This window comes from Calothrix sp. NIES-2098, from assembly GCF_963875125.1.
GTDB lineage: Bacteria > Cyanobacteriota > Cyanobacteriia > Cyanobacteriales > Nostocaceae > Aulosira.
This window is the reverse complement of the sequence record NZ_CAWNKJ010000001.1, coordinates 975393-987500: the sequence shown is the minus strand read 5'-3', so window position 1 is coordinate 987500 and position 12108 is coordinate 975393. Positions and strand designations below refer to the sequence as shown.

At 40.9% G+C, this 12108-nt stretch carries 13 protein-coding genes (1 of these 13 cut by a window edge); 3 read left to right on the top strand and 10 right to left on the bottom strand.

Annotated features, from left to right (window positions below; translation table 11 throughout):
* Positions 1–612, bottom strand: partial view of a hypothetical protein gene (locus tag AACU33_RS04120; RefSeq protein ID WP_096587171.1) — the start only. It extends 621 nt beyond the left edge of the window; 612 of the gene's 1233 nt are visible here — the first part of the coding sequence; it begins with the start codon at positions 610–612; its stop codon lies beyond the left edge, outside the window.
* 89 nt (positions 613–701) lie between these two features.
* On the opposite strand from AACU33_RS04120, the gene AACU33_RS04115 reads away from it, so the two are divergent.
* The gene (locus AACU33_RS04115; RefSeq protein ID WP_096587170.1) at positions 702–1091 is read left to right on the top strand and encodes a pentapeptide repeat-containing protein; all 390 of its coding nucleotides are present in this window, start codon (positions 702–704) and stop codon (positions 1089–1091) included.
* Positions 1092–1151: 60 nt separating this feature from the next.
* On the opposite strand, the gene egtD is transcribed toward AACU33_RS04115, so the two are convergent.
* The 3 genes from egtD to AACU33_RS04100 form a co-directional block, all read right to left on the bottom strand.
* Positions 1152–2168, bottom strand: coding sequence for an L-histidine N(alpha)-methyltransferase (egtD, locus tag AACU33_RS04110; protein WP_096587169.1), 1017 nt, complete (start codon positions 2166–2168; stop codon positions 1152–1154).
* Positions 2169–2277: 109 nt separating this feature from the next.
* Positions 2278–4986: an MGH1-like glycoside hydrolase domain-containing protein gene (locus AACU33_RS04105; RefSeq protein ID WP_096587168.1), complete on the bottom strand. Its 2709-nt coding sequence runs from the start codon at positions 4984–4986 to the stop codon at positions 2278–2280.
* A 492-nt stretch (positions 4987–5478) separates the two neighbouring features.
* Entirely contained in the window at positions 5479–5694 is a 216-nt protein-coding gene (locus tag AACU33_RS04100) for a hypothetical protein (protein WP_339375754.1), read from the bottom strand.
* Positions 5695–6129: 435 nt separating this feature from the next.
* Between AACU33_RS04100 and grrP the strand changes: the two genes are divergently transcribed.
* Positions 6130–7035 (top strand): extracellular substrate binding-like orphan protein GrrP, encoded by a 906-nt coding sequence (gene grrP, locus AACU33_RS04095; RefSeq protein ID WP_096587167.1) that lies wholly within the window; start codon positions 6130–6132, stop codon positions 7033–7035.
* A gap of 72 nt (positions 7036–7107) precedes the next feature.
* Here grrP and AACU33_RS04090 read toward each other — a convergent pair whose 3' ends face one another.
* Together AACU33_RS04090 and AACU33_RS04085 are read right to left on the bottom strand one after the other, a co-directional pair.
* Positions 7108–7656, bottom strand: a complete 549-nt coding sequence (locus tag AACU33_RS04090) for a DUF2231 domain-containing protein (protein WP_096587166.1) — start codon at positions 7654–7656, stop codon at positions 7108–7110.
* 12 nt (positions 7657–7668) lie between these two features.
* The gene (locus AACU33_RS04085) at positions 7669–8415 is read right to left on the bottom strand and encodes an LmeA family phospholipid-binding protein (RefSeq protein ID WP_096587165.1); all 747 of its coding nucleotides are present in this window, start codon (positions 8413–8415) and stop codon (positions 7669–7671) included.
* A 259-nt stretch (positions 8416–8674) separates the two neighbouring features.
* Between AACU33_RS04085 and AACU33_RS04080 the strand changes: the two genes are divergently transcribed.
* Positions 8675–9727: a hemerythrin domain-containing protein gene (locus AACU33_RS04080; protein ID WP_096587164.1), complete on the top strand. Its 1053-nt coding sequence runs from the start codon at positions 8675–8677 to the stop codon at positions 9725–9727.
* An 83-nt stretch (positions 9728–9810) separates the two neighbouring features.
* On the opposite strand, the gene AACU33_RS04075 is transcribed toward AACU33_RS04080, so the two are convergent.
* The 4 genes from AACU33_RS04075 to AACU33_RS04060 form a co-directional block, all read right to left on the bottom strand.
* Positions 9811–10086: a type II toxin-antitoxin system RelE family toxin gene (locus AACU33_RS04075; RefSeq protein ID WP_096587163.1), complete on the bottom strand. Its 276-nt coding sequence runs from the start codon at positions 10084–10086 to the stop codon at positions 9811–9813.
* A complete protein-coding gene (locus AACU33_RS04070) occupies positions 10079–10330 on the bottom strand; it encodes a type II toxin-antitoxin system Phd/YefM family antitoxin (RefSeq protein ID WP_096587162.1) in 252 nt (83 codons plus the stop codon). The genes AACU33_RS04075 and AACU33_RS04070 overlap by 8 nt, the downstream gene beginning before the upstream one ends.
* Before the next feature lie 50 nt (positions 10331–10380).
* Entirely contained in the window at positions 10381–10746 is a 366-nt protein-coding gene (locus tag AACU33_RS04065; RefSeq protein ID WP_339375753.1) for a hypothetical protein, read from the bottom strand.
* A 75-nt stretch (positions 10747–10821) separates the two neighbouring features.
* The gene (locus AACU33_RS04060) at positions 10822–12009 is read right to left on the bottom strand and encodes a M20 family metallopeptidase (protein ID WP_096587160.1); all 1188 of its coding nucleotides are present in this window, start codon (positions 12007–12009) and stop codon (positions 10822–10824) included.
* Positions 12010–12108 lie beyond the last annotated feature (99 nt).

Here is a 12108-nt window from a genome sequence, read left to right as displayed (position 1 = left end):
GAACAAAGAGACTTGATAATATGGGGATTTGGGATAGGAAAGTCCTGGTAACTGAAGTTTACTTACCTGCATACAACGCTTTTCTGGATCTTGTCCCAGCCATTCACCCATCGCAGCCCGAAATGGATCGAGCATTTCTTGGCGATCTAACTGTACGCTGCTAGCTGAACCTGAAAACCAGTTGCGTTCGTTGTCTTCGGGTGCAGGTATGAAGTTAAACCAGATAATCAGGCGATTATTGACAAATCTCACTCCCCGTTCTCGTCCGTCGGAGCCGTAGACGACTTCTAGATATGGCTCACCGATTCCTGGTGGTATTGCTTTACCTCTGTCTAAGCGGATGAAGGTTGAGGCTAAAATATAATCTTCTGTTCCTGGGGGAATGGGCTGAGATAATTGGAAAACAAGGGTATCACGAGAGGGATCTTCTGGATCGATTCGGTCAATTTGGGCATTTAGTGGTTGCTGTGTAAGATCGCGCAGATCGCTGAATATGAGTTCCTCTGGTGGAATTTGAAATTGTTGGGCGATCGCTTGCCAAGGTATAGTACAAATACCGCTTCGCCAATAATTCGAGGGATTGAAAACAGTTAATAAATTAATGGATGGCATGAGTTCGCCCTCCTTTGAGTTATTTATGAAATTGCACTGATGGTTATAGCTTTGAAATTAGGAAAAAAATTTGAGGAACTCGTGAGGAAATGACTGAAACAAATGCTCAACAGCCCATTAATACTGTAGCTAATATCTTGGAGAGCTACGCATTAGGAAAACGAAACTTTAGCAAAGCGGAACTAGGTGATGCTAATTTACAAGGTGTTGACCTGAAAGGTTCTGACTTTAGTTATGCTGACTTAAGTCAAGCAAACCTGAGTAGTGCTAATCTTAGAGGCGCTGACTTAAGCTTTGCGGATTTGAGCCAAGCGAATCTCAAGGATACGGATTTGCGAGGAGCTTTGTTATTTTCAGCGAATTTACGTTTAGCTGATTTAGCAGGAGCAAAATTAGACAAAGCAGACTGCGATCGCAATACCCATTTTCCGGAAGATTTTGATCCAGTTCAAGCAGGTGTGCAGCTGAAGGAAGGATAAAAAGTTCCGCAGAGGCGCAGAGTTGTGTTCTCTGCGCCTCTCTGCGTTTAAAAAGTACCTTTACGGACACTCAGTAGTTGTACATTGGCGTTGGCAAAGTAGCAAGCCAAACCATGCTTGAGGATCTGTCCATACTTGTAATGCTTGAAACGAATGTTTTTCTAATGCCGATATTAATGTAGGAATGTGAAATTTACGGGATATTTCGGTGCGAATTGTTTCTCCTGCTTGGAATGAAACCTCGAAATCTAAAGCTTTGAGGGTGACAGTTTGATCTGTCAAACTCCGCAGATGCATTTCAATTTGATTATCTACTCGACTGTAGAAAGCCCAATGAGCAAAATTTTCCAGGACAAAATTACCTTGAAACCTGTGATTGATATGGTTGAGGATATTTAGGTTAAAGGCTGCGGTAATTCCTTGGGAATCGTTGTAAGCTGCTTCGATAATTTCTATCGGCTTTTGCAAATCTACGCCTAACAGAAAAAATTCTCCTGGTTTTAAAGCTTGTTGAACTTGCGTAAAGAATTTATCGCATTGTTCGTCATTTAAATTCCCTAAAGTACTCCCCAAGAAAATCAACATCCGATTCTCTAATTCTGCTGGGGGAAGTTGGGCTAATGCTTGTTCGTAAGTTCCTGCTAAACCGCAAAGTTTCAATTTGGGGTATTGACGTAACAAATCCAATGCTGTGGTTTTGAGAATACCGCTACTGACATCAATTGGGTAATATTGTAGTTCTTGCACTATCTCACTATAAGCTTCTAGCAGCAAACGAGTTTTGCGGGAACTACCACTACCAAGTTCGATCAAATGACAAGAACCTGTCATCTGAGCAATTTCGGAAGCGTAGGTTTCTAAAATCGCTTGCTCGGTGCGAGTCGGATAATATTCTGGTAGATCGCAAATCTGCTCAAATAGTTCTGAGCCTTGGTCATCGTAGAAGTAACGACAGGGCAAAGATTTGGGATTTTGAGTCAGTCCTTGAATGATATCTGTACCTTCATCGACTGATGCGATCGCTGTATTTAAATTAATCCAACGCAAGCGAGAATTTTCTTTTTGTTCAGTCTTCAATTTATTTGTCTCCCTGTTATTTGGTGAGCTTTTAATACAATCATGTCAAGCAAGTAGATGTAGAGATTAAATCTGCTCTACTAGTAACAATGTATAGATTTATGAGCTTTTATAATAAGGCGATCGCTTGAGGTTTTTTATCTATCTCAGGTTCCTGATTTTGTGCTTCATACTCACCAAATTGTTGAATGAGTTTAGCAACTAAACCTGTCCATCCCGTTTGATGACTTGCACCAATTCCTGCTCCGTTATCGCCATGAAAATACTCATAAAAAAGAATTAAATCTCGCCAGTGCGGATCGGTTTGGAACTTTTGTGTATTACCATAAACGGGTCGCTGACCGGAGGAATTTTGCAAGAAAATTCGGATTAATCTTTGAGATAGTTCGGATGCAACTTCCCACAATGTCATCATTTTACCAGACCCAGTCGGACATTCTACTTGGAAATCGTCGCCTAAGTAATGATGAAACTTTTGCAGAGATTCAATCAGTAAGAAATTCACTGGAAACCAAACAGGGCCGCGCCAATTAGAATTACCACCAAATAAACTACTGCTAGATTCAGCAGGTTCATAATCTACACGAAAGTGGCAACCATTGACATCAAAAATGTAAGGATGTTCGGCATGAAATTTAGAAAGGGCGCGAATGCCATAGTCTGCAAAAAACTCGTTTTCATCGAGCATTTTTTGCAGTATACTTCTAAGTTTATCTCGTGAGACAATTGCTAGTAATCTTCTAGCGCCTATCCCTTTTGTCACCATACAAGCGACATTTTGCCGTAAGTCAGGGCGATTTTTAATGAACCATTCCAAGCGAGTTTTGAAGCCAGGAAGCATATTTAAAGTATCGGGTTCAATAGTTTCAATCGCAAATAAAGGAATTAGCCCAACCATTGACCTGACTTTTAAAGTAATTTGCCGTTCTGATAAATGCAGCACATCGTAGTAAAATCCATCTTCCTCATTCCACAAACTAGCTTCTAGTTCGCCGATTTTGTTCATCGCATCGGCAATGTAGAGGAAATGCTCAAAGAATTTTGTAGCAATGTCTTCGTAAACTGGGTTAGTTTTGGCTAATTCTAGAGCGATCGCCAACATATTCAGGCAATACATCCCCATCCAACTGGTACCATCAGATTGATCGATGTGTCCGCCAGTGGGTAAAGTTGCGCTGCGGTCAAATACACCGATATTATCTAATCCTAAAAATCCTCCCTGAAAGACGTTGTTTCCCTCAGCATCTTTGCGATTCACCCACCAGGTGAAATTGAGCATTAATTTCTGAAATACCCTCTCTAAAAACTGCCGATCTGACCTTCCATATATCTTTTGTTCAATCTTGTAAATGCGCCAGGTTGCCCAAGCATGAACAGGCGGGTTAACATCGCTAAACTTCCACTCATAAGCCGGAATTTGCCCATTAGGATGCATATACCATTCCCGCGTCAGCACATCTAACTGGTATTTAGCAAACTCAGGATCAATAATTGCCAAAGGAATAGTGTGGAATGCTAAATCCCAAGCCGCAAACCAGGGATACTCCCATTTATCGGGCATGGAAAGGATATCTTCATTGTAGAGATGGAACCATTCCCGATTTCTGCCTTGTTGGCGTTCTGGTGGTGGCGGTGGTGCATTGCGATCGCCTTTGAGCCAATCTTCTAAAATGTAGTGGTAGAATTGCTTACTCCACAGCATCCCTGCAAATGCTTGTCTTTGCACGTTCCGCATATCTGCACTCAGAGGAAATGGTGTAATCCGCTGATAAAATTCATCAGCTTCCTGCTGTCTTTTCAAAAAGATAGTGTCGAATTCTAAATTCAAAGGTTCGTTTAAATTCGGTACATCGCTCAAGCGTAATTTAATAGTTTGTGTTTCTCCAGCACCGACTGTTAAAACATAATTAGCAGTAGCTTTCGTCCCTATTTTATCTGAATTTACTGCCTGTTTATTGCCAGAGACAATGTAATCATTAATGCCATCTTTTACATAGGCAGATTTGTTGGCAAAACCAAACAATCGCTGATTATTCGTCTCATTTTCAGCAAATAAAATTTCGTTTGCTTGCTGGCAATATAACCATCTATTTCCTAAAGTTGGATGAGACGCTTCAATTATTTGCCAGTTATTACTTGAATTTAGTTGTTTGAGAGTAGGTTTATCGCTATCTCCATTCCAAGACCAAGTATTACGAAACCAGAGGGTGGGTAACAAATGTAGAGTTTTAGTTTCTGTCCCACGATTTACTACGTTAATTTGAATCAGAATATCTTCAGCAGAATTTTTAGCATATTCAACAAAGATATCAAAGTAGCGGTTTTCGTCAAATACACCTGTGTCTATAAGTTCAAATTCCGGCTGCTGGCGATCGCGGCGTTGATTTTCTGTAACTAATTGCGAATAGGGAAAAGCCGCGTGGGGATATTTGTACAGCGCTTTCATGTAAGAATGAGTCGGGGTGCTGTCCAAATAGAAGTAATATTCTTTAACATCCTCCCCGTGATTGCCTTCATTTCCTGTTAGCCCAAAAAGTCTTTCCTTGAGAATTGAGTCTTCGCCATTCCAAAGGGCGATCGCAAAACACAACCGTTGATGATTATCAGAAATCCCCGCAATTCCATCTTCACCCCAACGGTAAGCGCGAGAACGAGCCTGTTCATGGGTGAAGTAGTCCCACGCTGCCCCATTATGACTATAATCTTCACGTACCGTTCCCCATTGGCGATCGCTCAAATATGGACCCCACCTACGCCAATGGGCTTGATGAGCCTGGGCTGCTGCTAATCTGATTTCTTCTTGGGTTGGTGTTGTCATAATTCGCCTCACCTTGCGGGTATCAACAATATTGATTCAGTTATTTTCTGGAGTATCTCTTGTGTACCCTAAATGACACTGAAGTTTTGATTAAACTTGGCTGGACAATTGCTAAATGAAAATCTAGTTTAAACTCAGGAAAAACTCATATTCCGATTTGTAATTTTATTGCCAGTAATTACATCTGATATTTTATCAATTAGTTTTCAACGAGCTACTGGTTTACCTATTAATAATTTTGGAGATGATTTGAGTAGCGTATTTTGCGCTTTGAAGGAATGTTCTTCAAAATACTTGAGAGATAACGTACCTTGAGTATTATCTACTACTGAGTATGAGTGGAGCGATCGCAAAACACAGCAGTTGAAGAAGATCGCAAATATCAGCAAGATTGTAGTGATTTACAAAGTGGGTATTGCATCATACCTCAAATATTTACTGCATCAGCCTTTCTAGGCAATGCCCACTTACATAAAATCGCTATTTCAGTACTTAACTTACTTTAAGACAAGCTTGCAAAGAATAGCCAAATAATCTAGACACCTGGCGACGACATATCGGACATTTGTTAATATCTGGTTGATCGGGTGTCAAACCGATGGGCTGCCAATAAATTTTACTAGTTCCACTTGTGGTAATTTCAACCTCCATGCGGTAACGAATCATCTTCTTGCAAACATAGCAGGGCTTTTCAGTGTATTGGAGCATACTGCAATCCTGTGGTAACTGAATTGACACTTGATGACTGTGCCAATACTTCAAATGGAAGCATTTATCTGTCAGCGTTGAATAGCAGTATTATGCAAATATTTTAATTATTTTTTAATAATTAATTATTTTGCGAACAAACACTCACGTGCTTAGACAAGTTTCTTTAAGTTCGCGGTGTCCAGATATCGATAGCAGGTTTATTTGTTGATGTTTGCGAGAAATGCATAGCCCATAGCGTTTTGTCTGTATTTAGCTAAACTGCTATCAACTTTTTTCTTGTAACCCTTCTCTACAAAAATAAGTGCTTTCTCTAGCAATAATGTAAAGAATAGTTACTATATAACCTTGATATGTACTCGATAATGATAACTTCTTGAGCTTGATATAGAAATCTGATTTGATTTTTGCAAAAATAACCTACTTTTAAAGCTTATGTATAAAAAAATTGCGATTCCTATTTTCAGCCTCATGTTTGCAACACTCATACCTAATGTAGTAGTTGCTGAGACTGTGATGCAAAAAGTAGCTAGAACAGGGGTATTAACAGCTGGTACGAGTAGAGATGCACTGCCTTTTGCCTACGTGGATAGTCAGGGCAAGTTAAATGGCTATTCTGTAGATATGCTGAATGTTATTAAAGAGCAACTAGAAAAAGAGCTAGGCAAAAAAATCAAATTGCAATTAGTTGGTCTGAGTCCGTCTGAGCGAATTCCTAAAATAGTCAATCAACAAGTTGATATTGTGTGCGATGCCAGTAGTTTTACATGGGAACGGGATAAAAAAGTAGATTTTTCTGTTAGTTACGGTGGGACTGGAACTCAATTATTAGTTAAGAAAGGAAGTAATCTAGGTTCCCCTGAATCGCTTATTGGTAAGCGAATTGGCGTACTTGCAGGAACCACCAACGAGCAGGTGATCGCTCGCGTACAACCCCAAGCCAAACTGGTATATTTTAAAACTAGGGCAGAAGGATACACAGATTTGCAAAAAGGCGCTATTGATGCTTTCTCATCCGATAGCATTCTTTTAGAGGCATGGCTACAACAACAAAAAAATCCCGATGCATTTGCAATCGTACCCGATCGCCCCTATTCAAGAGAAGGTATCGCTTGTATGGTGCCAGAAAATAATTCGAGATTCTTGGATACAGTCAACTATTCTCTGGTTAAGTTCATGCAAGGATTCATCAATGGAAATCAAAAATATGTCGCTATTTTCGACCGTTGGTTTGGGCCTCAAGGGGCTGTAGCGCTCAATAAAGATTTACGCGATCTGGTAATAGAGACTATGCAATTGGTAATAGAATCTCGTGAGGAAATTCCCAAAAGTGACCTGTAATCTCAGGTTGGCTTCAAAAGCGATCGTTCAGAGGATAGGAAGCAGCAGAGGGGCAAATGCCCCACGCTCAATTTAAGGATATCTTTTACTACCAGCGCCCACTACGCCAATTTTATGGCGATAGGAGAGTTCAGCACCAAACCACCCAGAAATGCTAGTTAGGGTTCCTACAACTAGGGAGATTAACAATCCCCAGGGTAATATGCGTGACTCAATATGACCTAGACGGAAGAGAAAGTTAACGAGTGTTAAAACCAGGATAGAGACGTTAAGAATCATGTGTGCCCAGCCAGCTTGGCGCTTGCGGACTCGTTCAATTTTCAAAAAATCGCTGAGTCCAATAATTGAAGCGAGGACACCTCCGGCTAAACCCAGTCCGATTAACCATATCGAAGCCCTAGCCCAGAAGAAATCCTTCGTTAACCAGTAGCCGAAGTCACTTCCCAAAGCGGCGGCTAAAAAGGCTATGGGAAAAATTACAGTCAAGGGGTGTAAGGGATGACCTGCGATCGCAACTGTACTGGGTACACCGCTATCATGATATTCTCGATCGTCACTTTCAATAATTGGTGGAATATTTGGAAATGGTGTTGAGGTAGTTTGTTTTTCTGTAGTTTCCATTATTTTAGTACCTTAATTTTCAGAGGAAGGAATTTGCTCAACATAAGCTTGAGCTTGGAGTATAAGTTTGCCTGGTTCTACCTTTAAACTATTAACTTGCAAGGTCATTCCTTCCAAGTCAAAGTTGCTCAAGTTTAAAAGTTCGCTGGTTTGATTTACCAAAGCTTTTGTGAGTTCTGGCGATATTTCTTCACCTTGGCCATACTCAACATTTTCTAAAGAAACAGTTTTTCCGTTGGCGTTGACACGGGGTACTGCTTCAAAAGCAACTTTGTGTGTTTCGCCAGTCTCTACTAAGAGGATGTTGGCATTTATTGCGACTTTTCCCTCACCTGGTAGGCGAAACTCTACATTTTGCGGGTTAATTGTTCTCGGTTCTCCATTAATCTTTATTTTCTGTTGTTTGAGTTGAGAACGAACGTAATCGGAATTGAAGGCACGGTTAATATCCGCTTCTGTTAAAACTACTCGCGCACTACCTACAGTAGGTTTGGTAAGTTCAATTTTGCCAAAAGCAACGCTCAGAGGATTAATAGCAACGCTTTGGATTTGCATATCCATTTCCTCCACGCGGAGGTCTTTTTGCATTACTAAACCTTCACCTTCAATGGAGACTTTATCTACTTGTCCTTGAACCAATTTGAGCGGATCGGTTTTAATATCGACATCTAAATTTTCTACTTCATCTAGTTGACTAGATAAACCTACTTCTGCGGCTTTATTTAGCGCTTGCTCTCCTAGTCCAGGACTTTCCGCCATTATGACTTAATCTCCTATTTGACTATCTTTGAGTCAATCTAAAAAATCGACATCAAAAATTTATCTATCTGTCGATGGAGTAAATACTAATTACCTCTCTATCTAAAAGTAGAAGTATTAATTTATGAGTAAATTTTTTGTGTTCTCTACCTGAAGTCATTCAGGTAATCACTCAAAAGAAAGAGGGAAGGATTCTCAGCAGTAGGCAAACTTGATATGTAGTGACAACTACGATTTATTTTTTGAGGAGAACTGAATAATGGTAGCCAGTTTAGATGATACTAAACGTAATGCAATTGCCGTTAAATTGGCAGATATGAAAGCTCTGCAAGAGTTGGTTCTAAACAATGAAAAGCAACTTTTGCAGCAAGGTCTTGATTCGGAAATTTCCGATCGCATCCGGAATTTCGTCAAAGATGATGAAAAAAACTTAGGCGTTTTGGAAACTATCATCGGTCAGTATGGTATCCAGGCTCAACCCAGACAAACAGTTCAACAATTTATTGACAGAGCTCGGGAATTGTTCCAAGGTTCCGAACTCAGCTTGTATGAAAAAGTGTCTCAGCACGAATTGCTGAAGCATCAAATAGTTATGAGTGGCTTGATCGTTCACAAGGCTGCTCAAAAAGTTGGCGCTGACGTGATGGTAGCAATTACACCGTTGAATACCGTCAACTTTGAGAACCGCGCTCACCAAGAACAACTCAAAGGTATTCTCGAAATTTTAGGCGTTCGCGAACTCACTGGACAAGAAGCCGATCAAGGTATTTGGGCACGGGTTCAAGATGCTATGGCCGCAGTTAGTGGTGTGGTTGGCAGTGCCGTCACCCAAAACAGCGACAAAAAGGATATGAATATCCAAGATGTCATCCGTCTAGATCACAACAAGGTAAACACTCTATTTACCGAACTGCTGCAAAGCAACGATCCTCAAAAGATCCAAGAGTACTTCGGTCAAATCTATAAGGATTTAACCGCCCACGCTGAAGCTGAAGAAGAAGTTGTTTACCCCAGAGTACGCGCTTTCTACGGCGAAGGTGATACCCAAGAGCTGTTTGACGAGCAAGCCGAAATGAAGCGGATGTTAGAGCAAATTAAGGCTATTAGTCCCTCTTCACAACAATTCAAGGATCAAGTTAAACAGTTGATGGATGCAGTTGGCGACCATATCCGTCAAGAAGAAAGCACAATGTTTGCAGCTATTCGCAACAACTTAAGCAGCGACCAAACTGAACAATGGGCTACTGAATTCAAAGCTGCTAAGAAGAAAATTCAAGAAAGACTGGGCGTTGTTAGCGAAGCTAATGTCTAGGATGTCTACAGGCTTTCTCTAGAGGCTAGTAAAGGTTAGTTAGAATTGGATACTCCCAGCACCTAAGTGTTGGGAGTTTTTATTTATAAATTTTTATAAACTTCGTCATCATTACGCTTCCCGACTCTAAACACATCAACTAATTGAGTCTCGTCATCAATTGTGTACAGAATCCTGTATTCTCCAGAGTCTACACGATAACCACCTTCATAACCTTTGAGAGATTTGCAGTCTTGGGGTCTAGGATTTCCTTGGAGCGATAATATTTTTGAGACTACCTGCTTAAAGTGTTTAGCTTGCAAGTTAAGTAAGTCTTTTTCAGCTGTCTTGGCAATCCTCAATATGTAACGTTCACTCATCACCACGCTTTGCAATCATTGCTTCTATGCTGGTAAACCCTTGATTCTGGTTTATGGCTTGACGCAGGGTAGCCGAGTCAACAGCATCCTCAATCGCTTCCAGTAACTTGAGATCGTCAAGATTGATAATTGCCACAACTGGTTTGCCATGACGCTCAATCACAATACGTTCTTTGCCGTACTCAGCACGATTAATTAGCTCTGGCAAATTAGCACGAGCCTCAGTTGCACTGACAATTTCCATAGTTTTGGCATTTTGTACAAACTACTAATATTGTACAAAATTTACATTATTCAGCACGATTCATAGAGCTTTATAGGAAAGCCACGTCCTTCGAGCCACTTACTTTTGGTGACTAAATTTGTAATAGCCTGCTGAATCGAGGCAGCATTAAAATCTCGCAATACGATATCTGGTAAGATTGCGACCTGTTCATCTAGCCAATCAAGATTTTGGACTTGATTATAAAAGTACTTTGCACTCCAAATATTCAGAGATATTTGTGAACTATTAGAAAAGTTAACGATCGCATTGCAAAACTCATCATCAAGATGCATTTGTTCGCTTGTGTCATATTCATCAAGCTCAATCCATATTTCAAATCTGGTGTTTGAATCTATGATTGACGATCGCGAATGATATTTAAGGCTTAGTCTCAATTTTTAGTTATACAAGGCAAAAGTTGCTTCAACTGTAGTAATCAAGTTGAAGCAAAACATAAACCCGCAATTTTATTAGATTTGAGGAATTTTCCAGTATTTATACGCGGCATAGGCCATAGTTATAACACCAGTAATAATCGCAGATTCATCGACTTCAAATTCTGGGTGATGTAATGGGTGATTGAGAATTCTATCTTTGTAGCCTACGCCCAAACGAAACATAGAACCAGGGGCGCGATCTAAATATACAGAAAAATCTTCTGCACCTAGGGAAGGTTCGGGTAAGACTTGGACGCGATCGCTACTCCAAGCTTCTTCTGCTGCTGATTGCAACAATTGCGTTAGGGCATAATCGTTTTGTACGCTGGGTACACCCTGGTGATAATTGACTTGATAGCTAGCACCATAGGAATGGCAAACACTAGCAACAATTTTTTCGATCCAGTTGGGAAGACTAGCACGAGTTTCGGGATGAAGCGATCGCACTGTTCCTAGCAACTGTACTTTATCGGCAATTACATTTGGTGCCCGTCCACCATTAATTTGCCCGATAGTTAATACCACTGGACGTAAGGGATTTTGAGTCCGGCTAATTGCTTGTTGTAAAGCACTAATGACTTGCGATGCAATCCAAATTGCATCAATTGCCTCATGGGGACGTGCGCCATGTCCAGACTCGCCAATAATCAAAATTTCTAAATCATCAGCGGCTGCTGTCAATGCGCCATAACGCACGCCAATCGAACCTGCGGGGATGGAAGGAAAGACATGAACTCCTAATATAGCCGAGACATTTTTCATCGCTCCATCTTCTACCATCCAGCTAGCCCCTTGAGCAATTTCCTCGGCTGGCTGAAATAAGAACCGGACTTTACCACCTAACTCTTCTGCCACTTGGGATAGTACCATTGCCGTTCCTAACCCGACTGTGGTGTGGACATCATGACCGCAAGCGTGCATCACACCTTTGGCGCGAGAAGTGTAGTCCAAACCAGTACGTTCTTGAATTGGCAAAGCGTCCATATCGGTGCGAATTGCTAATAAACGCTCATCACTACTATTAACTCGCAGTTCTCCAATAACGCCGGTTTTGCCCACACCCTCTTGTACATAAAGACCACTAGAAGACAGCACACCCGCAACAAAAGCAGCTGTTTGGTATTCTTGACCGCTGAGTTCTGGGTGCGCGTGGATGTGGCGACGAATTTCTATGAGACGAGGTGCTAGCTTTGTAGCTAAGTCTTTAATTTGGTTTAGCATGAATCGATCGCAGTTTACAGCTTTTTTCCCATGATAAAGAAGCGTTAAGCGATCGCTAACGGCTGCATCGTTGCAAAAAGCTGTTTATTGGTTAGGGAG